Source organism: Novosphingobium sp. BF6 (assembly GCF_058273105.1).
The window spans coordinates 1,545,972-1,569,932 of record NZ_CM177775.1 but is presented as its reverse complement, the minus strand read 5'-3'; the positions used below and the strand labels follow the sequence as shown (position 1 = coordinate 1,569,932).

Sequence of the window (23,961 nt, the reverse complement as noted above, 5' to 3'; positions counted from 1 at the left end):
ATCCAAGGGAGTGCCCGCAAATGCCCCTGTTCGATTCTATACTCGCACCGGTCTCGAAGATCATCGACAAGGTGATTCCCGACCCCGAAGCCCGCGATCGCGCCAAGCTGGAACTGCTCAAACTCGAAAATTCGCAGGAATTGCAGCTACTTCAGGCGAGCCTCTCACCCATCGTCGCAGAAGCCTCTTCCCCCGATCCCTGGACCAGCCGCGCCCGGCCGAGCTTTCTCTACGTCATCTACGCGATGATTCTCTGGGCCTTGCCGATGGGCCTGATCGGTGCGCTGAGCCCGGCAACCGCCCGTGCCATCGGCGAGGCCATGACCGCCTATCTGAACGGCATTCCGGAACCGCTCTACGCCCTCTTCGGCACCGGCTATCTCGGTTACTCGGCGATGCGCCAATGGGGCAAGACCAAGGGCAGCGACCGTTAAGACAAAGCCAAGCCTTCGCCGCTAGCTATCCTTGCAGGGATGCGTCTTTCGCCATCCCTGCAAGGAGCCAAGAGTGTTTCGCAGCATAGCGCGCATCGCGCCGATCCTGATCCCGGTGCTGATCCCGGTCCTGGCGCTGGCCGCCTGCGGGCCAAGCCGCGAGGAAGAACTGGAACGGCAACTCGCGGAAGCCAAGGCCTCGGCCGAGCAGGAAGCCGACGCCCGACAGCAGGCCGAGCGCGAAGCCGCCGCCGCGCGGCGCCAGGCCAACGCTGCCGAACTCGCGAAATTCTACTCCGGCGACGCAGCCGAACCAAAAGCCGATGCGCCTCAGGACAGTCCGGACGAGAGCGCGCAGCCTGCCGCAGGCCCGGCACCCGCAGGATATCAGGCCGATGGCCGCCCCGTCGGCGACGAGATGCCCGCACCGCAGTAACCCGCCCTCTTCACATGTTCCGCGCCGCCAGGTGTTTCCAGCAGGCAGAAAAATGCTCTAGAGCCGCGCCCGGATAGCAACCGCACCGGGAATTCGCGAAATGGCCAGCAAGCTCGTCTACGTCCTCAACGGACCCAACCTCAACCGCCTCGGCAAGCGCGAACCCGGCATCTACGGCTCGCAGACGCTGGACGACATCGGTGTTATGCTGGTGGAGCGCGGCGAAGCGCTCGGCTGCACGATCGACATGCGCCAGTCCAACCACGAAGGCCACCTCGTGGACTGGCTGCACGAAGCCGAGGACGAAGGCGCCCACGCGGTGCTCATCAATCCCGGCGCCTATACGCATACCTCGGTCGCGCTGCATGACGCGATCCGTTCGATCACGGTGCCGGTGATCGAGGTCCACCTCTCCAACCCGCATGCGCGCGAGGAATTTCGCCACACGTCGTGGGTCGGCATGGCCGCCAAGGCGACCGTCGCGGGCTTCGGCGCGAAAAGCTACCTGCTGGCGCTGGAAGGCGCGGCCGAACTCTGAATCGCATTGCAGCGATGCATCTCGCCGGAATCGTCGCGCACGGTGACGATCCGGTGGAGAGGCGCCGCCATTCGTCCGCTGGAATCAGGCGTAGCGGAACCATCGGTCAGGGCCACGACGCACTCGCCCTGCTCACTCAGCGACAGCAGCATGGCGCGAACCAGGTCCGCGGAACCGGGTTCCGGCACCCGGACCAGCAGATAATTGCCATCCGTGCCGCTCATATCGGCGCCGGTCACAAGCCGTCGCAGCGCGGCGAGCGATGCCACTGGACGCCCTTCGACCAGCCACTTCCCCTGCCCCCTGTCGAACATCGGAAGGTGCGCCAGTTCCCCGGCCGGGAACTGCGCCTGCAAGGGAATCGCGCCCAGCTCGAAATCGGGCAGGCGCGGTTCGGGTGGACGGGTGAACCACCAGAGGTTCCCACCCACCAACAGCAACGCCGCGCCCAACAGGAGGACGCGGCGCGTTTTCTTCGTCATTGCCACGCGGTGTATCGCTCTCAGGCTTCCAGCGGCACGCCGGGCACGCTCTTGGCGGTGCGGATCGTCAGCGAGGTCTTGACGCTGTCCACGTTCGGGGCTGGCGTCAGCTTGCTGGTCAGGAATTCCTGGAAGCTCTGGAGGTCGCGGCTGACGATCTTCAGGATGAAGTCGATCTCGCCGTTGAGCATGTGGCATTCGCGGACTTCGGGCAGACCCTTCATGTGGTCTTCGAAGGCGCGGAGCGATTCCTCGGCCTGGCTCTTCAGGCTGACCAGCGCGAAGACGGTGATCGTGAAGCCCAGCTTCGAGGCGTCGAGGTCGGCGTGGTAGCCCTGGATGATGCCCGATTCCTCAAGGCTGCGCACGCGGCGCAGGCAAGGCGGCGCGGTGAGACCGACGCGCTGGGCGAGTTCGACATTGGTGATCCGCCCCTCGTCCTGCAACTCTGCAAGCAGACGGCGATCGATGTCATCGAGATTAATCATGCGAAACTTTCCTTGCGGGGCGCCCAGCGTGATCCGGCATGCAATATCCACTCGAAAACGCCGACACCCCTGTAATAATATTATCCCATAGCGTAATCGTCCCGCATTGCAACGCCTACAATCTACCGACTTACAGCGTCTGCACAGTTTGATAGAACCCCGGTGACCTCGGCTTAACCTCTCAGGCGTAAACCGGGCAAGATAGGGATAAGGCGTCTTCGCAAGCACTTGCGAGGCGCGTAACGGTCTGATTCGAAATTCGCGGAAGCGCGAATTTCGGTTCGGCACCGGCCCTCTCCCCCACCCGACCTCCCACAGGGTACATTCGTTGGGGGCGGGTGGGGGAGAGGGCCGGTGCCGAACGATCCGAAACGACAGTTTCGGATCAGACACCAAGGAGCCGGAATGCACTTCGACGATCGCCTTGCCACGGTACTGCGCCTGCCGTCCTCCGGGGACGCGCTGGCGCGCATCCAGTACCGGCAGCTGATCGACATCCTCGGCCGCCTCCCCGGCGACGCGCGCTCGGACGCAATCGAAGCCGGATTTGCGCGTGTTACGGAACTGGCGGGCGTGATTCCCGCCGCCGACCGTGCCCGTCTGGTGCGCCAACCGCTCCAGCCGCTGACAAACCCGCGCCTGCTCGCCCTCTTCGCCGAAGCGGAACCCGAAGTCGCCATGGCTGCCATCGGCACCGCCCGGCTCGACGAGGCGGGCTGGCTGAACCTCGTCCCCGCGCTGCCGGTGCGCGCGCGCGGCATCCTGCGCCATCGCCGCGATCTCGGTGCGGAAGTGGAAGCCCTGCTCGCTCGCCTCGGCATCCGTGACCGCGCCCTGCCGCCTGCCGAAACCGCGACCGAATCGGCGGAGCCGCTGGACCTGCTCGAAGAGGACGCTTTTCCGGAAGCAGAAGTCCTCTCCGCCGCACCCGCCCCCTTCGCCGCGTTCGAACAGGCCGTCACCCGAAGCGCGACCAGTGCGCCTCTCTCGAATGAAGGCGAAGCCGGGATCGGCGCGATCGTCCGCCGCATCGAGGAATTCCGCAAGGCGCGCGAAAGCCAGACGGCAACAAGCGGCAGCACCACCCGGCTGCCGGCAGCCGATTCGCCCGCTCCCGCTCTTGCCGCCATCGATTTCGCGACCGACGCGGAAGGCCGCATCTGCTGGGCGGACGGCGTCCATGCCAGCGCCCTCATCGGCCTCAATCTCCCGGCTCTCGATCCGGCGCTGGGCGAACCGCTCGATCCTGCTGCACCGCTATCGCCCAGCCCGCCGATCTCCAGCCCTTTGGCCTCGGCCGCGCTGCATGTCCCCGGCCTCGCGCTGTCGATGCGCCATCGCCAGCCGCTGCGCGACGCGCGAATCGAAGTGACCGGAGCACCTGCCGTCAGCGGTGCCTGGCAGATTGACGCGGTGCCGCACTTCGATCCCGCCAGCGGCCGCTTCACCGGCTATGCGGGCCGCCTGCGCCGCCCCGGCAGGATTGCCGCCGTCGATGCCGCACCCGAAGCCGAGCCGAGCGAGGCGGACCGCATGCGCCAGGTCCTCCATGAACTGCGCACCCCGGCCAATGCCATCCAGGTCGCCGCCGAGATCATCCAGCAGCAGCTCTACGGCCCCGCCCCGCACGAGTATCGCGCCCTCGCCGCCGCGATCGCCGGGGACTGCGCGCATATTCTCGCCGGGTTCGAGGAACTCGACCGGCTGGTGAAGCTCGAATGCGGTGCGCTCGGCATCGAGCCCGGTGAATGCGATCTCGCCTCGGTGCTGACCGAGACGGTCGCGCGCCTCAAGGCCTGGACCGAACCGCGCGGCAGCGGCTTCGTGCTGCCGCCTGTGGAAGCGCTCCCGGTCCTCGTCGCCGTGGACCGCACCGAAATCGAGCGCATGCTCTGGCGCGTCTTCGCGGTCCTTGCGGGCATGACCGCACCGCAGGAACTGCTGCCGGTGCGGCTTGTCGTCGAGAATGGCCGCATCGCCATGCGGATCGCCCTGCCCTCGCTGCTGATCGCCCGCGATGCCCAGAGCCTGTTCGAAACGCCGGTCAGCGAACGCGGCCAGTCGCTCTCCACCGGCATGTTCGGCATCGGCTTCACCTTGCGCCTCGCCGCCGCCGAGGCGAGCGCTGCCGGGGGCGGGCTGGACCGCGAGGATAACGAACTCAAGCTCTCGCTCCCCGCCGTCCAGGAAGCGCACCTGCGCGCTCTTTGACGGATCGCCTTTACCGAAGCGGAACACTTTACGGCTAAATCGTTCCTTTCACATCATCCGTCCAACTCGCTACCTTGTCGGACGCGAGACGATAAGGGGCCGATCGAGGAAATGTCAGTCTTGCCGGGGCCAAATCTCCTCCTGCCGCCCAGTCCGGATGAGCTTGCCCGCTTCGGCAGCGACTTCGGCCAGCGCTTCATCGTCACCGTAGACACCGAGGAGGAGTTCGACTGGAACGCGCCGCTCAACCGCGACGGCCACAGCACCCGCACGATCCCGGCCCTGCGCATGTTCCAGGAATTCTGCGAGAGCTTCGGCGTGGTGCCAATCTACCTCGTGGACTATCCGGTCGCCGATTCCGAAATCGCGGTGGAGGCCATCGGCGAGGCGGTCTCGGCCGGACGGGCCGAAATCGGCGTCCAGCTCCACCCCTGGGTCAACCCGCCGTTCGACGAGGCGGTGAACGAATTCAACTCCTTCGCGGGCAACCTCCCCTTCGAACTGGAGCGCGAGAAGTTCGCAAGACTCCACGCCCGAATCGTAAAGGCCTTCGGCACCACGCCGCTGATCTACCGCGCCGGTCGCTACGGCCTCAGCCCCCGCACCGCCGAGATCCTCGCCGAATTCGGCATCGCCATCGACACCTCGGTCCGCGCGCGGTTCGACTACAGCGCCTCGGGCGGGCCGAACTATCGCCAGCATCCCTTGCAGCCCTATTGGGCGGGCAACCTGCTCGAACTGCCACTGACAACGGTCTACTGGGGACCGCTACGCCAGCTCGGCAACACGATCTATCCGGCACTCTGGCGCGCGCCGCAGTTGCGCGGCGCCCTCGCCCGCGCGGGGCTGCTGGAGCGCATTCCGCTCACTCCCGAAGGCGTGACCGTGGAGGAAGCGCTGCGCGGCGTGGATGTCGCGATCGATCAGGGGCTGCCGGTGCTGGTGTTCTCGTTCCACAGCCCTTCGCTGGTTCCCGGCTATACCCCTTACGTCCGCGCGCTGCACGATCTCGACGCGCTTTACGATTGGTGGCGCACACTTTTTTCCCATTTGCACCGCCGCGGTGTAAAACCCAGCCATGTTACCGACATCATCTCCAGTGTAGCCCTTGCACAGAACGAATTGCCGGGCTAACGCGCAATCCGCCCGGCATCGTCGATGAGGCCGAGCGCGGCAGTTGGGGCCTGTAGCTCAGCGGTTAGAGCTGGCCGCTCATAACGGCTAGGTCGCGGGTTCGAATCCTGCCGGGCCCACCAACGGCCACCGAGGAAATCCTCGGATAGATCATCGACGACCGAAGGGTCGGGGAGTGGCGCAGCCCGGTAGCGCGCTTGCTTTGGGAGCAAGATGTCGCAGGTTCGAATCCTGTCTCCCCGACCAACTTCCTCCAAGTTTCTGATTTCAAGCCCTAAAGTTCCCCGGACGGAACGATTGCACACACGTTTGCCCCCTCGCCGTACTTTTGAAGGCGGCGGAAAGGGATTTGCGAACGCGGCGCTGCCTGGCGGCAGCACATGGAGCAACGCACCCGGGTCACTTCCAGGCGGCAATCAACAGGCAAATGACAAACGAGGATGCACGGCAGAAGGTGATGTGTTCCGGCAACACATTACGAAAAAGGCTGTTACGCGTTGATCTTGGGGGCCGGAAACGGGGCAAATCTGGCTACTATATCCCTAGTAAAATCAAACAATAAAGTGTCAGCATATGATCCTACGCCTAGTTCATGTCGCGTTGATTCTGGCCATCGCGCTTCTATTCGGACCACGAAGCAAGCGCTTGGCCCGGAACCGCTTCCTCGCGGCGTCCATATCCGTGGCGTTGGCTACCGGCGTCCACATCGTCCTGGCTTTCGTCCTGTTCGGCATTGCCGGGCTCGGCGGCACTGGATCTCAAAATGTTCCAAAGCTGCTCGGCATGCTGGTCGGCAACATGATCTTGAACAGCCTCCTCATAGCCGTGCCCATTCGACTGCTCTGGGAGGGCGTCAAACGATCGAACAAGGATGAGGCCGTTGAGGAACTGTTCGAATAGCTCCTCTGCCAGCGTGCGGATACCTCGGCCCGTAGTTCAGGTGCAAAGCGACTTGCCGTTGCCGCCGGTGACGCCGCCCGGAGCGTCCATGGGATTGAGCATGCGGTTGTCGCGGATGATGAAGGCCGCTTCCTGCTTGAACTCGGCATCCTTCACGAACATCGTGCCGAACAGCGGCTGGTAACGGTAATAGACTTCCACGTACATCACCGCCGAATTGGCGACCGGATGGATCTTCTTCCCGGTCTTGCCCATGCCGTTCAGCAGGTTGCCGGTCTTACCGGTATCGGCCACGCCGTAGGACGAGGCTCGCGCAAGACTGCCCCGGCAGCGCTGCCAGTGGATGTACTCGCGCTTCGTCGAGGGATCGACTTCGAGGCTGGAGAGGATGATCCGTCCGTTATCGCCGAAGTTGAAGCTCGCGCCTTCCGCCAGCGCCCCCCACATGACCGAATCGACGTCCGCCTCCTTCACCGTCGGCGCCACGGCGGTATTATCCGTCTGGCCGAGGCGCGAGGCGTTGTCCGCCACCGAGGTGGCGATCTCGCCGACCTGCATGTTGACCATCGCCATATAGGCCACTTCGGTGCCGTACATGCCCAGTGTCATCAGGACCGGCAGGACGAGCGCGAATTCCAGGATCGACACGCCGCTGCGATCGGCCCGCAGACGCCGCGCTTCCCTGCGGATACACGAAAGCGGCGCGATCACTTGCAGGTCCCCGCCGCCGAGCCGTATTCGGTCTGGAGCGCGAAAGGCTGGTTCTTCTTCACTGCCGTCGCCGTGAGCGTGCGCGTGGCATTGCGATCGGTCAGGCCGGGGACGGGAAAGAGCGGCTTGTAAGTGACGCTCACCTTGTAGACGACGATGTCGTTGGCCCCGCCGTTGCCACTCTTGCCGATATCGGCGTCCCACTGGCCGTTGCCGTTCTCGTCCGTATAGGCCTCGCCGTTGTCGCAGCGGCCATTGTTGTTCTTGTCGCTCCAGACTTCCGGCCGGGCGATATCGGTGAAGTCGTAGTAGCTGGAACGGGTGATTTCGATCTTAGCCCCCGGCGCGACACCTTCCACCGCCTTGCGCACATAGTCGTCGCCCGTCGCGGTGTCGGCGGTTTCCAACGTGGCGTTGCGGGCCACCTGCTGCACCGCGCCCTGTAGCACGGAGCGGACATAGGCCATGTGGCCGATATCGAAGATTCCCATGAGCAGCAGCAGGAACACCGGCGCGACCAGCGCGAACTCCACCACGGTCACGCCCGAACGGTCCTCCGCGACCCGGCGCAGGGACAATGCCCTTACCGTCACTGGGTGATCCTCAGCTCGCCCACCTGCTTGGCGATTTCCTGGAAGGCATTGTCGAGTTCGCTCGAATTGCCGGCCAGATAGGAACTGTCGTCGGAAGCGCAGGCTTTGAGATCGTCGGACAGCTTCGAGGTGAAGGCGATCACCCAGACGCGGATGCCCTTGGCCTTCACCGCTTCGCAGACGGCGCGGAAGCGCTGGGTGTGGCGAGCGTCTTCCTGCGACTTGGAACCATCGCTGGTCACCTTGCGGTCCCACCATTCCATGCCCCAGGCCTGCGGCACGTAGTTGGAAGTATCCATCTCGCCGTCGGTCATGAAGATGATGTGCCGGGACACTTCGCCGCCGTTGCCCGGCTTCACGTTCACGGTACTCTGGAAGATGCCGTTCGGCGAAAGCATGCGGCCGCCCCAGATCATGCCTATGTCAAGATAGGTACCACCGACGGCGGTCAGCGAATCGGCATAAGCGTTGAAATCGCTCTGGCTCATCTCGTTGAGCGCGCGCGCCTCGACCGGGCAATAGGTTCCCGCCAGAGCACCGGTAGCCGTGGTCGCCTGGGTGTAGGTAGAGGAACTCGATCCCGCCCGGCGATAGGAAATCTCGGGCCAGAGCGGACGCCACTTCGTCTTTTCATCGGACGTGGGAGCAGAATCGATATCGACATCGAGGGCGCCCGACGGGGAGATGCCCGTCACGCTGGAATAGCTGAACGTGCCGCTGTTCACCGTATCGCGCTCGATGATGCAGCCGCCCCAGGTCGAGGTCTGCGCCGCTCCATTGTCTCCGGTATAAGTGGTTGTCGAAGCGAACGTCTTGAAGACGTTCGTGGGCCGCTCGACCTGCGTGTACTCCAAATAAATGAAATCGGACTTGCTCGTGGGGGCATTGACCCACTTCGACTTCGTGTAAGTCGTCGAAGTCTTGCCATCCGAGGTTTCGGTGCCGGAATAGATGTAATAGCTCGAACCCGAGCCTTGGCACTGGTAGATCGTTCGCTTGACCGGTTGAGAATCCGTAACGACTATCGTCTGGTTGGGTGCCGTGCCGGAAGTTGTCCAGGACTGCGAAACCGACCCGTTGGAACTGTAACTGCCAGCCGAAGGCAGCGCCTTGGTGCAGTTGCTGTTCGAACTGTATCTCGTGCTGCTGTACTGCCTCAAATTTGAAACGGATGCATTCTGATAGCTTGTCGATCCGGTGGACTTGGTTCCCGCGGAATAGTCCACGAAAAACGCCTGACGGGATTGATACTTCCACTTATCGACGATGTAATTCGGATCCAGTCCGGTCAGCAACCTGCCGACGTTCACGGTCGAGCTATAGGGCACGAAACCGTAGCGCACCCGTGCATTGGTTTCCTTAGTCGCGGTGTTCACAGTCTTGTAGAAGTTCTTCACCGCCGAGCGCAGCGCGGCGATACGCGTGGTCTTGTCGAGCGAACTCGCCATCGAACCCGTCGTGTCCAGCACCAGCATCACGTCGGCATTGCCCATGCCCATCGACGAAGTGCAGCTCACGGCCACTGCAAAACTGTCGTAGCCGAACAGGCGCATGATAAGCGTGTTGACGGTCGTGGTGGCCGCACCCTTTACCGTCTGCCCATCGTCGTCCGAAGTCGCGTTGAAGGCAGTCGCGGTGGCTTCCTGCGCGGCATCGTCGAAATTGGTCGCGAAGTAGGCGTCCGCCGCATCTTTCGACTTCTGGTCGAACCCCGCAGTCGTCACCGTCCTGCGACCGGCCAGAACGGCGGAGTCGCAGGCCGCCTGCAACTGGTTCTCCACTTTGTAGCGGCGGCTGAGATCGACCGCTGCGCCGACGATCAGCGCGGCCACCAGCATGCCCACCGCCGCCATCGGCAGGACGGCGCCGCTGCGGTCCGCGACCATCTTCGAGGAAGCTTTCAGGAAGTGACGCATCGCGAGAGCCGTCTTTCAGCAGGAAACCCAGTGGAAACGGGCTTTTCTAACGCGAACTGCTTAATGAAACCCTCAAGCGCCCCGCACAGGAGTCACCTCGTGCCCGGCAGGTCACGCAATTTTGCGTAATCTTCCGGGAACCTTATCGCGTTCCAATGCGTTGCCCACCTCGATCCGGGGACCGCGCCGAAGTTTGGGGGAGACGCGGCCCGCCTCCAACCGGCCGTTCTCCTTGAGAATCATAATGTCGCCCAGCAAGGCCTTCGGTCCTCACGTCCAGCTCGCGCTCGTCATCATCATCGTCCTGGGGCTCTGCCTCCTGATCGACGCGACCATCCCGCTCGGCACCGGTGTCAGCGTGCTCTACCTGCTGCCGACGGTGATCGCCTTCGTCGCGCGCCGCCCGATCACGCCGCTGCTGACCGCAATCCTCGGCATCGGCTGCGCGATGGGCGCCTATCTGATCGCGCCGCAGGGACTGGGCGTGGAAGTGGCGATGGCCAATCGCGCGCTCTCGGGCACGACCAACCTGCTGCTGGCGGCGATCGGCTTCGTGCTGATCCGCTATCGCAACGCCAATCGCCACCAGCAATGGCTACGCGAGAGCGAGACCGACCTCGCCCGCGCCACGGCGGGCAGTCTCTCGCTGGGCGAACTGGGCAATCGCACCCTCACCTTCCTGGCCGAGCGTTTCGGCGCCGTCGCCGGGGCGATCTACGTGAAGGACGACAGCGCCTTCCGCAAAGTCGCCACGTATGGCGTGCCCGCAGGCGCCGCCCTGCCCGAAACCATCGCGCCGGGCGAAAGCCTGCTCGGCGAAGTGATCCGCCATGGCCGTACCTCCACGATCGAGCAGGTCCCCGCCGGCTATCTCGCCTTCGGCACCGCGCTGGGACAGGCCAGTCCGGCCCGGCTGGTGCTCGGCGCCACCCAGGTCGACGGCACCGTCAACGCCGTGCTCGAGCTCGGTTTCGTGAATGCGCCGGATGCGCGGGCCGAAGACCTCGCCGCTTTCCTCGACATCGTCGGCGGCTCGCTGGGCGTGACGCTGCGCTCGGCCAAGTACCGCGCCCGGCTGGAGCACCTGCTGTCGGAAACTCAGCAGCAGGCCGAGGAACTCCAGAACCAGAGCGAGGAACTGCGCGCCACCAACGATGAACTGGAAGCCCAGAGCAAGCTGCTGCTGCACTCGCAGGGCCAGCTCGAGGAACAGCAGGCCGATCTGGAACGCAGCAATTCCCAGCTGGAGGAGCAGGCCCAGTCGCTCGAAGCCCAGCGCGACGAACTGACGCGTTCGCAGGCGCGGCTGCGCAGCCAGGCCGACGAGCTCGCCCAGGCCAGCCGCTACAAATCCGAATTCCTCGCCAACATGAGCCACGAACTGCGCACCCCGCTCAATTCGCTGCTCATCATGGCGCGCCTGCTGGCCGACAACCGCCACGGCAATCTTTCCGGCGAACAGGTCCGCTATGCCGAGACGATCGAGTCCTCGGGCAACGACCTGCTGACGCTGATCAACGACGTGCTCGATATCTCCAAGATCGAGGCGGGCCGTCTGGAACTGGAGCCGCACCGGGTGCCGGTGGCCGCGCTGCTGGGCAAGCTGGAGAACACCTTCGGCGCCGCCGCCTCCGGCAAGGGGCTGGCGCTGACGATGACCGCGGCCGAAGGCGTCGGCGAGATCGAGACCGATCCCCTGCGGCTGGAGCAGGTACTCAAGAACTTCCTCTCGAACGCGGTCAAGTTCACCGCTCACGGGGAAGTCTCGCTGACGGTCGCCCCCACGGTGCCGGGCCGCCTCGCCTTCGCCGTCCGGGATACCGGCCCCGGCATTCCCGCCGACCAGCAGGACGCGATCTTCGAGGCCTTCCGCCAGGCCGACGGCGGCATTGCCCGCAAGTACGGCGGCACAGGCCTCGGCCTGTCGATCTCGCGCGAACTGGCGCATCTGCTGGGCGGCACGATCACCGTCGCCAGCACGCCGGGCCAGGGCAGCACGTTCACGCTCGAACTGCCGGTGGCCTTCAAGCCGGGCGACGCCGCCAGCACTCCGCTGATCCCCGGTCGCTCCACTCCGACACCCACCCCGGCGGCGACCCAGACCACTGCCCCGACGAACCGCCGCGTGCCGGTCCCGCAGGACGACCGCGAGACGCTCTCCGGCGATTCCCGCGTGATCCTGATCGTCGAGGACGACCCCGCCTTCGCCCGTATCCTCTGCGACCTCGCCCACGAAGTCGGCTTCGAGTGCCTGATCGCTGGCACCGCCGACGAAGGCGCCCTGCTCGCCCGGCAATACCTGCCGCAGGCGGTGATTCTCGACATGCACCTGCCCGACCACACCGGGCTTTCGGTGCTCGACCGCATCAAGCGCGACACCCGCACCCGCCATATCCCGGTCCACATCGTCTCCGCCGACCACGACGACAATGCCGCGCTGGCCAGCGGCGCGGTGGGCTACCTGTTCAAGCCGGTCAGCCGCGACACCCTCGTCCACATGCTCGAAGGCCTTGAGGCGCGGATGGACCAGCGCCTGCGCCGGGTGCTCGTGGTCGAGGACGATCCCCGCCAGGCCGAGGCGATCCACCTCCTGCTCGCCTCGCGCGATGTCGAGACGGTGGACGTCCAGAGCGCCGCCGACTGCCTCGCCCGCCTCGGCGAGGAGACCTTCGACTGCATGGTGCTGGACCTCAACCTGCCCGACATGTCCGGCCTCGACCTGCTCGAACGCCTCTCGCACGACGAGAGCGTCGGGTTCCCGCCGGTGATCGTCTATACGGGCCGCGAACTTTCCGAAGAGGAAGAGATGCGGCTGCGGCGCTATTCGAAGTCGATCATCGTCAAGGGCGCCAAGAGCCCCGAGCGCCTGCTCGACGAAGTGACGCTGTTCCTCCACCAGGTCGTTTCCGAACTGCCGGACGAGAAGCAGCAGCTCCTCGCCCGCGCACTCGGCCGCGATGCCGCGCTGGAAGGCCGCCAGATCCTGGTGGTCGAGGACGACATCCGCAACATCTACGCCCTCACTTCGGTGCTCGAACCCCACGGCGTCCAGGTCCGCATCGCCCGCAACGGGATCGAGGCGCTGAACGAACTGGCCCGCACCGCCGACAGTGACGGCTCCGCCATCGACCTCGTGCTGATGGACGTGATGATGCCCGAGATGGACGGCCTCACCTGCACCCGCGAGATCCGCATGCAGGCGCAGTGGCAGAACCTGCCGATCATCGCCCTCACCGCCAAGGCCATGGAGCGCGACCACCGCGAATGCCTGGAGGCCGGCGCCAACGACTACCTGTCGAAGCCGCTCGACGTCGACAAGCTGCTCAGCCTCGTGCGCGTCTGGATGCCCCGATGAAACCCATCATCAGGCGCGCCGCCGAGGCGGTGGAGGATATCGAGGTCGATCTTCTCGTCGAGGCGATCTGGCGGCGCTACCAATACGATTTCCGCGACTACTCCCGCGCCTCGCTGCTGCGGCGGCTCCAGCGCGCGCAGTCGCATTTCGGCTATCCGCACCTCTCCAGCCTGCTCGACCGCATCCTCCACGATCCCGAGAGCCTGAACGTGCTGATCGGTTTCCTGACCATCCAGGTCAGCGAGATGTTCCGCGATCCCGAATACTTCCGTGCGATCCGCGAGCAGGTGATCCCGCACTTGCGCACCTGGCCCTCGATCAAGGTCTGGGTGGCAGGCTGCGCCAACGGCGAGGAATTCTACTCGCTGGCCATCCTGTTCCGCGAGGAAGGGCTGGAAGAGCGCACCTTGTTCTACTGCACCGACATCAACCCCGCCGCTTTGGTGAAAGCCGAGGCGGGGGTCTACGAGATCGAGCGGATCGCCGGTTTCTCGCGCAATTACCTTGAGGCGGGCGGCAAGGCCTCGCTGGCGGACTACTACACCGCCAACTACGGCGTTGCCCGCTTCGATCCGTCTTTGCGCCGCCGCGCGGTCTTCGCCGACCACAATCTTGCCAGCGACGCGGTGTTTTCCGAGGTCCAGCTGGTCTCCAGCCGCAATGTGCTGATCTATTTCGACCGCGCCCTGCAGGACCGCGCGCTCGGCCTTTTCGCCCAGTCGCTGCCGCCGGGCGGTTTCCTCGGCCTCGGCTCGAAGGAGACCGTGCATTTCTCCGCCGAGGGCGACAGCTTCGCCGAATTCGCGCCTCTCGAAAAGATCTGGCGACGCACCCTTCACGACGTCCAGGAGCACGCCCTTGCTGAATGAGCCGCTCAAGATCCTGGCCGTCGACGATATCCGGGAGAACCTGCTCGTCCTCGAAGCCGCGCTCGACCAGCCCGGCGTCGAACTCGTCACCGTCTCCTCCGGGTTCGAGGCGCTGGAAGCGATGTTGCGCCACGATTTCGCGCTGGCCCTGCTCGACGTGATGATGCCCGAGATGGACGGCTTCGAACTGGCCGAACTGATGCGCGGCACCGAGCGCACCCGCGCCGTGCCGATCATCTTCCTCACCGCGCTTGCCACCGACGAGCGCCGCCGCTTCCGCGGCTACGAGGCGGGCGCGGTGGACTATCTGCTCAAACCGCTCGACATGGTAGAGCTGAACTCCAAGGTCGCGGTCTTCGTCGAGCTGGCCCGCCAGCGCCGCGAGATCGCCCGCCAGCGCGACGAACTCGGCCTGGCGCTGGGCCGCCTGCGCGCGCACGGCGACAATTCGCCGCTGGCGGTGCTGGAGATCGACGCCAACCTCCGCATCGTCAGCTGGTATCGCAGCGCCGAGCGCGAGATCGGCTTTTCCGCGCAGGACGTGCTCGGCCTCAAGGTCGAGGACGCGCCGTTCCTTGCCCCTGCCGACCGGCCCGGCTTCGTCGAGGGCATGCGCGCGCTGCTCGGCGGCGAGGATCGCCGGGAAACCCAGGTCCACCGCTTCCTGCGCGCGGGCGGCGCCTTGCGCGAGGGCGAATGGTACTGCTCCTCGCTGGCCGGGACCGGCTCGCGCGGGGCCAGCGTGATGATCGAACTGCTCGACGTCACCGAACGCCACCGCGCCGAGGAAACCCAGCGCCTGCTGATCGGCGAACTCAACCACCGGGTGAAGAACACGCTGGCGACGGTTCAGGCCATCGCCTCGCAGGGCTTCCGCCATGCCCGCTCGGCGGAGGATTTCCAGCAGTCGTTCAGCGGCCGCCTCCAGTCGCTCGCCCGCGCCCATTCGCTGCTGAGCACGACGACCTGGGAACCGGCGGGCCTGCGCAGCCTGATCGCCGATCAGGTCGTGCTCGGCGCGCTCAGCGAGGAACGGCTGCGGCTGTCGGGACCGGACGTCGATCTGCCGCCCGAACTGGCGCTGCGCTTCTCGCTGATCCTCCACGAACTGGCGACCAATGCCCACAAGTACGGCGCCTTTTCGAACGAGACCGGCACCGTCGCGCTCGACTGGTCGCTGACGCGGCAGGTGCTCTCGCTGACCTGGACCGAGCGCGGCGGCCCGCCGGTTGCGGTGCCGGAACGACGCGGCTTCGGCTCGACCCTGATCGAGAGCAGCATGAAAGCCGACGGCGCGCAGATCGGCGCCGACTACGCCCCGGAGGGCGTCCGTTGGCAGCTTGACCTGCCCCTGGGCGACGATGTTCCTCCTGAACCAGCGCAAAAAACCACTGGTGTAGAGACGGCAGCTCCTGCCGTCCCTGCCCCCGTCCATTCCACGCCCAAGGCCCTCAAGGTCCTGATCGTCGAGGACGAACCGCTGGTCGCCATGGAACTGATGATGGAAATCGAGGATTCGGGTGCGATTGCCATCGGCCCGGCCACGTCCTGCGAACAGGCCATAGCCATGATCCGCGAGGCCGCGCCCGACCTCGCCCTGCTCGACGGCAACCTCAATGGCGAGCGCATCGATGCCGTGGCCGACGAACTGGCTTCCCGCGCCACGCCCTTCGCTTTCGTCAGCGGCTACGACCGCCGGCACCTGCCGGATCGCCACAACCAACGGCCGATGCTGGGCAAGCCGTTCCTCGGCCGCGACGTCGGTGCGATCGTCCGGCAGCTTGCCGAAGAAGTCGCGGCTCCGGCAGGCTGACGGGCGTGGTGGAGATCGGTTAAGGAAACTTTCAGGCGGAAAAGCGGTTTATTCCCTAAGGAACAAATCGAGGAAGAGGAGCCTTCCGCCCATGGCCCTGACCCAGGACAGCACCTATCGCACCGAGCGCATCTGGACCCCGCGCCCGCCGCAGGACCCCGGCCTGCGCCGCCGCTTCCATGGCCCGATCCAGCCGATGGACCAGCCCACCCTGATCGAGCGCCTGTTCGGCCACCGCTGAACAGGTTCGAAATCCGTTTGGAGTTAACTGCGGCCCGGCGCTAGGTCGGGTTCATGTCCCGCACCGCTTCCATGCCCTCCGTCCTGTTCGTCTGCCTTGGCAATATCTGCCGCTCCCCGCTGGCCGAAGCCGCCCTGCGCCGCGAAGCGGAAGCAGCCGGGCTGAACATCGAGGTCGATTCGGCAGGCACCGGCTCCTGGCACATCGGCAAAGGTCCCGACCCGCGTTCCTGCACCGAAGCGCTGCGCCACGGCATCGACATCTCCGCCTATCGCGCCCGTCAGGTCACGGCGAAGGACTTCAACCGATTCGAGCGCATCGTCGCGCTCGACGCCAGCAATCTCGCGAACTTGCGGCGGATCGCCCCTGCCGGGCACAAGGCCCGCCTTTCGTTGCTGCTCGACCACGTTCCCGGTCTCGAAGGACAGGATGTCGACGATCCCTACTTCGGCGGCCCCGAAGGGTTCGAGACCACGTGGGCGCAAGTCAGCGCCGCCGCCCGCAATTTAGTGGCGCAACTCGCGCCGAAGCGGGGCTGACCTTCCGGAGGCCGCAAGCGCCGTTTGCTTTTGCCCCTGCTTCCATTATATGCCCGCTCGAACGCCCCGGCCCACGGTCGCCTCCTTTGATTTATCGGGATGCGACTATAGACGGTCCGGGGCTTGCTCTTTTACAGTTTCGAAGGACGAACACGCATGTCCCGTCGCCGCCAGATCTACGAGGGCAAGGCCAAGATCCTCTACGAAGGCCCTGAACCCGGCACCCTGATCCAGTACTTCAAGGACGACGCCACTGCGTTCAACGCGCAGAAGAAGGGCACGATCCAGGGCAAGGGCGTGATCAACAACCGCATCAGCGAGTACGTGTTCACGCGCCTCAACCACATCGGCGTGCCCAACCACTTCATCCGCCGCCTCAACATGCGCGAGCAGCTGGTCCGCCAGGTCGAGATCATCCCGATCGAGGTCGTGGTGCGCAACGTGGCCGCCGGTTCGATCTCCAAGCGCCTCGGCATTCCCGAGGGTGAGCCGCTGCCGCACACGCTGATCGAATACTACTACAAGGACGACGCGCTGGGCGATCCGATGATCGCCGAAGAGCACATCGCCGCCTTCGGCTGGGCCACCAACGAGGAGATGCAGGACATCTCGGCGATGGCGATCCGCGTGAACGATTTCATGGCGGGCATGTTCGCCGCGATCAACATCCGCCTCGTCGACTTCAAGCTCGAATTCGGCCGTATCTGGGACGGCGACTACAGCCGCGTGATCCTGGCGGACGAAATCAGCCCCGACGGCTGCCGCCTCTGGGACATGAACACCGGCGAAAAGCTGGACAAGGACCGCTTCCGCCGCGATCTCGGCGGTGAGGAAGAGGCCTACCAGGAAGTCGCCCGCCGCCTCGGCCTGCTCCAGGACGACAACGGCCCGAGCGAAGTCCTCGACCTGTCGAAGCACCGCAAGCTGCGCGGCAAGTAAGCCCCGCAAGCATGCAAGAGAAGGCCCGGCCACCGCGAGGTGTGCCGGGCCTTCTTGCATCCGGGACGCGAAACGCAGCCGATTCTCACCCCTCTTCGTCATTGCGAGCGTAGCGAAGCAATCCGGAGCGACAGCCCCCATCCTCTTGTGATCGGGCACCGACTGGGGCACCAGCACTCCATGCGATCCCTTCTCGTTACCGCGCTCCTCCTTTCCGCGCCGCTGCCGGTCCTCGCCCGCGAAGCCGCACCCAAACCCCCAGCCCAATCCGTCGATACCAGCTGGGCCTTCGAGAAGAGCGACGTCCCGCTCGATCCCGATTTCCGGTTCGGCCGTCTCCCGAACGGCATGCGCTACGTGATCCGCCATAATGCGACGCCTGCCGGAACCGGTGTGGTCCGCATGGAAGTCGCCGCCGGTTCGCTCGACGAAAGCGACGCCGAACAGGGTTATGCCCACTTCGTCGAGCACATGGCCTTCAACGGCAGCAAGCGCGTGCCCGAAGGCCAGATGATCCCGCTGCTCGAACGCGACGGCCTCGCGTTCGGCGCCGACACCAATGCCTCGACCAGTTTCGAGCGCACCGTCTACAAGCTCGACCTGCCGCGCAGCGACGCCAAGCTGGTCGACACCGCGCTCATGCTGATGCGCGAGACCGCGAGCGAACTGACCATCTCCCAAGGCGCTATCGACCGCGAGCGCGGCGTGATCCTCTCGGAAATGCGCGACCGCAACACCTTCGGCCTGCGCAATGCGATCGATTCGACGCGCTTCTTCTATCCGCAGGCGCTTTATGGCAGCCGCTTCCCGATCGGCACCGTCGCCACGCTCAACGCCGCCGACGCGCAGAAGCTCAGGGCCTTCTACGAGCGCGAATATGTACCCGCCCATGTCACGCTGGTCGTCATTGGCGATTTCGACGCCGCCGCAGTCGAAGCGGACATCAAGCGCCACTTCTCCGACTGGACCGGCAGTGCGGCCCAGCCCCAGCCCGATCCCGGCCCGGTCGATGCGAAAGACCGCAATCGCACCGGCATCTGGATCGATCCGGCGCTATCGGAACGCGTCGTCATCCAGCGCAACGGCGCCTGGATGGACGAGCCGGACAGCGTGGCCCAGCGCCGAGAAAGCCTACTCCGCTCGGTCGGCTATGCGATCATCAACCGCCGCCTCCAACGCCTCTCCCGCAATGCCGAGCCGCCGTTCCGGGGCGCGGGCTTCGGCACCGGCGACGTCTTCGAGACCGCCCGCTCCACCCGACTCATCATCGACAGCGTGGACGGCAAGTGGGCGGACGGCCTTGCCGCCACCGCCCGCGAATATCGCCGCGCCCTCGCCCACGGCTTCACCGCCGCCGAGATCGCCGAACAGCTCGCCCAGCTGCGCACTTCGCTCGTCAATGCCGCCGGTTCGGCCAATACCCGCAGCAACGCGGCGCTGGCCGCCATCGCCCTCTCCCTCGTGGACGACCGCGTCGTGCCCTCGACACCCGCTTCCACGCTCGAACGCTTCGAGGCTTTCGCCCCCGCGATCACACCAAAGGCCGTTCTCGCCGCCCTCAAGCGCGAGGCGCTGGCGCTCGACAAGCCGCTGATCCGCTTCGAAGGCCGCAAGGTCCCCGAAGGCGGCGAGCAGGCGATCCGCACCGCCTGGCAACACGCCACCCGCGGCCCGGTCCCGCGCGAGGACACACAGGCGCTCGCCGCCTTCGCCTATACCGATTTCGGCACCCCCGGCACTGTCGTCAGCGACACCCACGACCCGATCCTCGGCATCCGCGAGATCCGCTTCGCCAACGGCGTGATGCTGAACCTCAAGCAGACCGAGCTGGAAAAGGACCGCATCCGCGTCAGCCTCGCGATCGACGGCGGCGACCGCCTCGACACCCGCGACAATCCGCTCGCCACCGACATGGTGAACTGGCTCGACAAGGGCGGCCTCGGCAAGCACAGCCGCGACGACCTCGACACCATCATGTCCGGCCACACGCTCGGTTTTGGCCTCTCCAACGGAGCCTCAAGCTTCGACGCCCAGACCGCCACGACCCCGCGCGACCTCGAACTGCAACTCCAGCTGATGACCGCGCTCATGACCGACCCCGGCTATCGCTCGGAAGGCGAAGTCCAGTACCGCCAGCAGGTGAACAACAGCTTCGCCCAGCTGCGCGCGACACCTGCCTCCTCGCTCGGCGCCGATCTCGGCGGCATCGTCTCGGACAACGACCCCCGCTTCAGCCTCCAGCCAGTGGAAGCCTACCGCCACCTGACTTACGCGAAGCTCAAGCAGGACATCTCCGACCGCCTCGCCCACGGCGCCGTGGAACTGGGCCTCGTCGGCGATTTCGACGAGGACAAGGCCATCGCCATGGTCGCCCGGACGCTGGGCGCCCTCCCCGCCCGCGAAACCGCCTTCCGCCCCTACGACAACCAGCCCCCGCGCACCTTCACCGCCGACCGCAGCCCCCGCGTCCTGCGCCACACCGGCGCCGCCGACCAGGCACTGCTGCGGCTCACCTGGCCGACCCGCGACGATTCGGACCCGATCGACGCGCTCCGGCTGGAACTGCTCGAACGGGTCGTGCGCATCGAACTGACCGACAGCCTGCGCGAAGCCCTCGGCAAGGCATACTCGCCCTCCGCCGAAAGCGCGCTCTCCCACACCTGGAAAGGCTACGGCACCTTCTCGATCAACGCCTCGGTCGACGTGGCCGACGTGGCCGCCAGCCGCGAGGCCATCGCCAAAGTCGTGCGCGAACTGGCCACGGCGCCGGTCAGCGATGACGTGCTGCAACGCGCCCGCGCGCCGCTGGTGGAAGCCTTCCAGAACGCGCTCAAGGGCAATGCGGGCTGGCTCTCGCTGGTCGACCGCGCACAGACCCAGGCAGACCGGATCGAACGCTTCAGCAAGGCCCGCGAACGGCTGATGACACTCACCCCCGCCGACGTTCAGGCGATGGCGCAGCGCTATCTCGATCCGGCAAAGGGGCTGGAAGTGCTGGTTTTGCCGGAAGGGGTGGACGTTTTGAAGAAGTAAGGGAAAAGCAGGGGCCATCGCCCCTGCACCCCGGAACTGTCGAGGTCACGCGGACCAACTGCCTCGTGCGCCCATGGCTGCGTTGGGAGACTTATTGGCTGCGCCGCAGGGAGCGCGCGACCGATAGTGGCGCGCAACGTCGCCAATTCCGAGGGTCTGGGGGATCATCCCCCAGGACTTCTCTCTTCTTTCTATCTCGCATGATTGCCCCTCACAGGCCTCCCCGTCCGCTCCGCCCATTCCACGATCAGATCGTCGTAGAGCTTCTGGTCGATCAGATCGTACTTCTCGGGAAAGTTGGTGAAAGCCATCATCGCGCTTTTCACCGCGCCGGTTTCCATCAATTCGCGGGCCATGGCGAGGTGGCCGACCGCCGCGGAGACCCAGCCCCATGCCGTCGAGAGCGTGAAGGCGGTGTCCGGCAGGTTGAAGCCCAGGGTACAAACCGGGATCGGCATGTGCGGGATGACTTCGGCCTGCTGCTCGGGCGGCGCGCTGGCGAAGACGATCGCATCTGCGCCTGCCTCGGCATAGGCTTTGCCGCGCCGGATCGCTTCCTCGACCGAGCCGGTGCCACCGCCGCCGTTGGCGCTGGTGTAGAGTTCGTCGCAGCGCGCGATTACGACGAGGCCGGAATCGCCCCGGGCCTTCACCCCCGCCTCGATGCGCAGTTGCATGTCCTCGATCGCGCAGAGGCCGTTTACGTGTTTGGAGTGCTTGGGATTCACCTCGTCCTCGACGTGGTATCCGGCGATCCCGGCAGCGACGTAGCGGCGGGTGAAGTGGTAGGCGTCGGCCACGGTCTCACCCAGAGTGTCAGCGTCGACGATCAGCGGGATGTCGATCGCTTGCGCAATCCGCGCGGACTGCTCGATCATCTCGACCTGACTGAACACGCCATTGTCCGGGACCGCGTAGTGGAAGGCCGAGCAGGCGTGTCCGCCGAGATAGGCCGCCTTGAAGCCGACATGCTCGACGATCCGCCCGGTCAGCGCCGAATAGGCTTCGGCGGCGACAAAGTGCTCGCCGTTCTTGATCAGCGCGCGCAATTTCTCACCCGGCGTCGGCATCGCGTTTCTCCCGCTCCTGTCCCAGCGGGGCTCGCACGATTGCCGAGGTGGGACAAGCGGGCCTTGCGCTTATCGGCGGGGCGTTGCGATCAGGCCGTCTCGGCTTCCGCGCCGATGCGTTCGAGAGCGGGGATGAGTTCGTCGAAGTGGTCGATCACCGCCGTCGCGCCGAGTTCGTGCGGCGCGCGATCGTTGAAACCGAAGCTTACCGCGACGCAGGGAATCCCCGCCGCTGCTGCCGCTCCGGTATCGTAAGTGGTGTCTCCGACGAAGGCCGCCCGTCCGCCACCGGCCCGCTCCAGCATCAGTTCGATCAGGTCCGGCTTCGGCTTGGCCCGGCCCGGTCCGAGCGTATCGCCGCCGATCACCGTGAAGAAGTGATGCGAAAGGCCCATTTCCGCGAAGATCTTTACCGCGAGCCGTTCCAGCTTGTTGGTAACGACGGCGATCTTCACGCCGCGCGCCGCGAGGCCCTGAAGCATCGCCTCGCCGCCCGGATAGAGCTTCGTCTCCACGGCGATATGGTCGCTGTAGAAGTCGATCAGTGCCAAGTGCAGTTCGTTCAGCCGTTCGTCCGAGACCGGACCGCCGGTGACGTCCAGCCCCTTGGCCAGCATCTTCTTGGCGCCGCCGCCGACAAGATCGCGCACCGAGTCTCTCGGGATCGGCGGGCGTCCCTCCAGCGAGAGGGCGTGGTTGAGCGCCACACCCAGATCGCCGAGCGAATCCAGCAGGGTTCCATCCAGGTCGAAGCCGACGATGTCGAAGGGAAAATCTGTCATCCTCTTCTCAGTGGCTTCCCGCGGTGGAAACCGCAACAATTTGCTGGCAAGTGATGCACATGGTCGAACATTCCACGCCTCTCGCAATCGTCGTCCTCGCCGCAGGCAAGGGCACCCGCATGAAGAGTGACCTGCACAAGGTTCTCCACCCCATAGCCGGCCGCCCGATGCTGGAGCACCTGCTGGAAAGTGCAGCCGCGCTGGCGCCGGAGCGGCAGGTCGTGGTGGCAGGACATGGCCGCGAGCAGCTTGAGAAAGCCCTCGGCAGCCGCGCCGCGATCGCCGTGCAGGAACCGCAGCTGGGCACCGGACATGCGGTGCAGCAGGCGGAAGGCGCGCTTTCCGGATTCGCGGGCGACGTGCTGATTCTCTACGGCGACGTGCCGTTCGTCGGCACCGACACGATGCGCGCGATGATCGACCGACTTCATGCCGACGATTCGCCTGCGGTGGTCGTGCTCGGGTTCGAGCCGGAGGATCCGCTCCAGTACGGCCGCGTGCTCGCCCACGATGACGGGCGCATCGCGATGATGGTCGAATACAAGGACGCCACCGAGGAACAGCGCGCCTGCCGACTCTGCAATTCCGGTCTGATGGCTGTGAAGTCGGCCGACCTGTTCGACCTGCTCGCCCGCGTCGGCAACGACAATGCGCAAGGCGAATATTACCTCGTCGATATCGTCAATGTGGCGACGCTCGAAGGGCGCCCCTGCGCGGTGATCGTCACGCCCGATCCGGACGAAGTGGGCGGCATCAACAGCCGCGGAGAACTGGCCGAGGCCGAAGCGCGCTGGCAGGCGAAGCGCCGCGTGACGGCGATGGCCGACGGCGTGACGCTGATCGCCCCCGAAACCGTGTTCTTCGCCTGGGATACGAAGCTGGGCCGAGATGTCACCATCGAGCCGAACGTCGTCTTCGCGCCGGGCGTGACCGTGGCGGACGGCGTCGTCATCCACGCTTTCTCGCACCTTGAAGGCGCGACGCTGGAAAGCGGCGTGGCCATCGGTCCCTATGCCCGCCTGCGCCCCGGTGCGGTGCTGCGCAAGGGTTCGAAAGTCGGCAACTTCGTCGAAGTTAAGAACGCGGAACTGGGCGAAGGCGCCAAGGCCAATCACCTCTCTTACGTCGGCGATGCGACGGTCGGCGCCAAGGCCAACCTCGGCGCGGGCACGATCACCTGCAATTACGACGGCTACTTCAAGCACCGCACGGTGATCGGCGAGCGCGCCTTCATCGGCTCGAACAGTGCCCTCGTCGCCCCGGTGAAGATCGGCGCCGACGCCATCGTCGCGGCGGGCAGCACCGTCACCCGCGACGTGGCAGACGGCGAACTTCGCCTCGTGCGCGGCGAGCAACTGGTAAAGCCCGGCTGGGCCGACCGCTTCCACGACGCGATGAAGAAGAAAAAGGCCGAGAAGTCGGCCAAGTGATACGAAAACGGGCGGTCCTCACGGACCGCCCATCCTCCCTGACGAAC

Annotated in this window: 21 protein-coding genes and 2 tRNA genes; 16 read left to right on the top strand and 7 right to left on the bottom strand. The window is 65.5% G+C overall.

Annotation, left to right across the window (positions count from 1 at the left end):
- The first annotated feature begins 20 nt into the window (after positions 1-20).
- The 3 genes from AC4D6D_RS07790 (at position 21) to aroQ (ending at position 1,408) form a co-directional block, all read left to right on the top strand.
- Positions 21-434 (top strand): holin family protein, encoded by a 414-nt coding sequence (locus AC4D6D_RS07790; protein WP_491327165.1) that lies wholly within the window; start codon positions 21-23, stop codon positions 432-434.
- 73 nt (positions 435-507) lie between these two features.
- On the top strand, positions 508-870 hold the full coding sequence (locus tag AC4D6D_RS07785) for a hypothetical protein (RefSeq protein ID WP_491327164.1): 363 nt from the start codon (positions 508-510) through the stop codon (positions 868-870).
- Between the two features lie 100 nt (positions 871-970).
- A complete protein-coding gene (gene aroQ / locus AC4D6D_RS07780) occupies positions 971-1,408 on the top strand; it encodes a type II 3-dehydroquinate dehydratase (protein WP_491327163.1) in 438 nt (145 codons plus the stop codon).
- Here aroQ and AC4D6D_RS07775 read toward each other — a convergent pair.
- Positions 1,372-1,890 (bottom strand): hypothetical protein, encoded by a 519-nt coding sequence (locus tag AC4D6D_RS07775; protein ID WP_491327162.1) that lies wholly within the window; start codon positions 1,888-1,890, stop codon positions 1,372-1,374. The two genes, aroQ and AC4D6D_RS07775, sit on opposite strands and share 37 nt — an antisense overlap.
- 20 nt (positions 1,891-1,910) lie before the next feature.
- Positions 1,911-2,378, bottom strand: a complete 468-nt coding sequence (locus AC4D6D_RS07770) for an Lrp/AsnC family transcriptional regulator (protein WP_031342574.1) — start codon at positions 2,376-2,378, stop codon at positions 1,911-1,913.
- Between the two features lie 405 nt (positions 2,379-2,783).
- Between AC4D6D_RS07770 and AC4D6D_RS07765 the strand changes: the two genes are divergently transcribed.
- The 5 genes from AC4D6D_RS07765 (at position 2,784) to AC4D6D_RS07745 (ending at position 6,623) form a co-directional block, all read left to right on the top strand.
- Entirely contained in the window at positions 2,784-4,589 is a 1,806-nt protein-coding gene (locus tag AC4D6D_RS07765) for a histidine kinase (protein ID WP_491327161.1), read from the top strand.
- A gap of 120 nt (positions 4,590-4,709) precedes the next feature.
- Complete coding sequence (locus AC4D6D_RS07760) at positions 4,710-5,723, top strand: polysaccharide deacetylase family protein (RefSeq protein WP_491327160.1); 1,014 nt, start codon at positions 4,710-4,712, stop codon at positions 5,721-5,723.
- A 46-nt stretch (positions 5,724-5,769) separates the two neighbouring features.
- Positions 5,770-5,845 (top strand) — tRNA-Ile (locus tag AC4D6D_RS07755).
- 47 nt (positions 5,846-5,892) lie between these two features.
- Positions 5,893-5,969 (top strand) — tRNA-Pro (locus AC4D6D_RS07750).
- A gap of 435 nt (positions 5,970-6,404) precedes the next feature.
- A complete protein-coding gene (locus AC4D6D_RS07745; protein ID WP_491327159.1) occupies positions 6,405-6,623 on the top strand; it encodes a hypothetical protein in 219 nt (72 codons plus the stop codon).
- A 36-nt stretch (positions 6,624-6,659) separates the two neighbouring features.
- On the opposite strand, the gene AC4D6D_RS07740 is transcribed toward AC4D6D_RS07745, so the two are convergent.
- Genes AC4D6D_RS07740 through AC4D6D_RS07730 form a run of 3 tightly spaced genes read right to left on the bottom strand, consistent with a single transcriptional unit; the run spans position 6,660 to position 9,843 of the window.
- The gene (locus AC4D6D_RS07740) at positions 6,660-7,334 is read right to left on the bottom strand and encodes a TadE/TadG family type IV pilus assembly protein (RefSeq protein WP_491327158.1); all 675 of its coding nucleotides are present in this window, start codon (positions 7,332-7,334) and stop codon (positions 6,660-6,662) included.
- Positions 7,331-7,927: a TadE/TadG family type IV pilus assembly protein gene (locus tag AC4D6D_RS07735; RefSeq protein ID WP_491327157.1), complete on the bottom strand. Its 597-nt coding sequence runs from the start codon at positions 7,925-7,927 to the stop codon at positions 7,331-7,333. The genes AC4D6D_RS07740 and AC4D6D_RS07735 overlap by 4 nt, the downstream gene beginning before the upstream one ends.
- Positions 7,924-9,843, bottom strand: a complete 1,920-nt coding sequence (locus AC4D6D_RS07730; protein ID WP_491327156.1) for a pilus assembly protein TadG-related protein — start codon at positions 9,841-9,843, stop codon at positions 7,924-7,926. Before AC4D6D_RS07730 ends, AC4D6D_RS07735 begins: the two co-directional genes overlap by 4 nt.
- Before the next feature lie 244 nt (positions 9,844-10,087).
- Between AC4D6D_RS07730 and AC4D6D_RS07725 the strand changes: the two genes are divergently transcribed.
- From AC4D6D_RS07725 to AC4D6D_RS07695, 7 genes are all read left to right on the top strand, one after another.
- Complete coding sequence (locus AC4D6D_RS07725; protein ID WP_491327155.1) at positions 10,088-13,198, top strand: response regulator; 3,111 nt, start codon at positions 10,088-10,090, stop codon at positions 13,196-13,198.
- Complete coding sequence (locus tag AC4D6D_RS07720) at positions 13,195-14,067, top strand: CheR family methyltransferase (protein WP_491327154.1); 873 nt, start codon at positions 13,195-13,197, stop codon at positions 14,065-14,067. Before AC4D6D_RS07725 ends, AC4D6D_RS07720 begins: the two co-directional genes overlap by 4 nt.
- Positions 14,057-15,880 carry a response regulator gene (locus AC4D6D_RS07715; RefSeq protein ID WP_491327153.1) on the top strand — a complete coding sequence of 608 codons (1,824 nt, stop codon included), beginning with the start codon at positions 14,057-14,059 and terminating at the stop codon, positions 15,878-15,880. The genes AC4D6D_RS07720 and AC4D6D_RS07715 overlap by 11 nt, the downstream gene beginning before the upstream one ends.
- A 91-nt stretch (positions 15,881-15,971) precedes the next feature.
- Entirely contained in the window at positions 15,972-16,121 is a 150-nt protein-coding gene (locus AC4D6D_RS07710) for a hypothetical protein (RefSeq protein WP_186830060.1), read from the top strand.
- A 53-nt stretch (positions 16,122-16,174) separates the two neighbouring features.
- Positions 16,175-16,660 carry a low molecular weight protein-tyrosine-phosphatase gene (locus tag AC4D6D_RS07705; protein WP_491327152.1) on the top strand — a complete coding sequence of 162 codons (486 nt, stop codon included), beginning with the start codon at positions 16,175-16,177 and terminating at the stop codon, positions 16,658-16,660.
- A gap of 156 nt (positions 16,661-16,816) precedes the next feature.
- Positions 16,817-17,599, top strand: coding sequence for a phosphoribosylaminoimidazolesuccinocarboxamide synthase (gene purC, locus AC4D6D_RS07700; protein WP_147220107.1), 783 nt, complete (start codon positions 16,817-16,819; stop codon positions 17,597-17,599).
- A 180-nt stretch (positions 17,600-17,779) separates the two neighbouring features.
- Positions 17,780-20,632, top strand: coding sequence for a M16 family metallopeptidase (locus AC4D6D_RS07695; protein WP_491327151.1), 2,853 nt, complete (start codon positions 17,780-17,782; stop codon positions 20,630-20,632).
- Between the two features lie 191 nt (positions 20,633-20,823).
- On the opposite strand, the gene AC4D6D_RS07690 is transcribed toward AC4D6D_RS07695, so the two are convergent.
- Complete coding sequence (locus AC4D6D_RS07690; RefSeq protein WP_491327150.1) at positions 20,824-21,702, bottom strand: isocitrate lyase/PEP mutase family protein; 879 nt, start codon at positions 21,700-21,702, stop codon at positions 20,824-20,826.
- 89 nt (positions 21,703-21,791) lie between these two features.
- The gene (locus AC4D6D_RS07685) at positions 21,792-22,484 is read right to left on the bottom strand and encodes an HAD family hydrolase (RefSeq protein ID WP_491327149.1); all 693 of its coding nucleotides are present in this window, start codon (positions 22,482-22,484) and stop codon (positions 21,792-21,794) included.
- Positions 22,485-22,543: 59 nt separating this feature from the next.
- Between AC4D6D_RS07685 and glmU the strand changes: the two genes are divergently transcribed.
- The gene (glmU, locus tag AC4D6D_RS07680; RefSeq protein WP_147220103.1) at positions 22,544-23,914 is read left to right on the top strand and encodes a bifunctional UDP-N-acetylglucosamine diphosphorylase/glucosamine-1-phosphate N-acetyltransferase GlmU; all 1,371 of its coding nucleotides are present in this window, start codon (positions 22,544-22,546) and stop codon (positions 23,912-23,914) included.
- Positions 23,915-23,961: the final 47 nt, after the last annotated feature.

Coding starts and splice junctions, on each gene's coding strand:
- AC4D6D_RS07790 (WP_491327165.1), top strand. CDS start 21: ATGCCCCTGTTCGATTCTATACTCGCACCGGTCTCGAAGATCATCGAC.
- aroQ (WP_491327163.1), top strand. CDS start 971: ATGGCCAGCAAGCTCGTCTACGTCCTCAACGGACCCAACCTCAACCGC.
- AC4D6D_RS07775 (WP_491327162.1), bottom strand. CDS start 1,890: ATGACGAAGAAAACGCGCCGCGTCCTCCTGTTGGGCGCGGCGTTGCTG.
- AC4D6D_RS07770 (WP_031342574.1), bottom strand. CDS start 2,378: ATGATTAATCTCGATGACATCGATCGCCGTCTGCTTGCAGAGTTGCAG.
- AC4D6D_RS07765 (WP_491327161.1), top strand. CDS start 2,784: ATGCACTTCGACGATCGCCTTGCCACGGTACTGCGCCTGCCGTCCTCC.
- AC4D6D_RS07730 (WP_491327156.1), bottom strand. CDS start 9,843: ATGCGTCACTTCCTGAAAGCTTCCTCGAAGATGGTCGCGGACCGCAGC.
- AC4D6D_RS07725 (WP_491327155.1), top strand. CDS start 10,088: ATGTCGCCCAGCAAGGCCTTCGGTCCTCACGTCCAGCTCGCGCTCGTC.
- AC4D6D_RS07720 (WP_491327154.1), top strand. CDS start 13,195: ATGAAACCCATCATCAGGCGCGCCGCCGAGGCGGTGGAGGATATCGAG.
- AC4D6D_RS07710 (WP_186830060.1), top strand. CDS start 15,972: ATGGCCCTGACCCAGGACAGCACCTATCGCACCGAGCGCATCTGGACC.
- AC4D6D_RS07705 (WP_491327152.1), top strand. CDS start 16,175: ATGTCCCGCACCGCTTCCATGCCCTCCGTCCTGTTCGTCTGCCTTGGC.
- purC (WP_147220107.1), top strand. CDS start 16,817: ATGTCCCGTCGCCGCCAGATCTACGAGGGCAAGGCCAAGATCCTCTAC.
- AC4D6D_RS07695 (WP_491327151.1), top strand. CDS start 17,780: ATGCGATCCCTTCTCGTTACCGCGCTCCTCCTTTCCGCGCCGCTGCCG.
- AC4D6D_RS07690 (WP_491327150.1), bottom strand. CDS start 21,702: ATGCCGACGCCGGGTGAGAAATTGCGCGCGCTGATCAAGAACGGCGAG.
- AC4D6D_RS07685 (WP_491327149.1), bottom strand. CDS start 22,484: ATGACAGATTTTCCCTTCGACATCGTCGGCTTCGACCTGGATGGAACC.
- glmU (WP_147220103.1), top strand. CDS start 22,544: ATGGTCGAACATTCCACGCCTCTCGCAATCGTCGTCCTCGCCGCAGGC.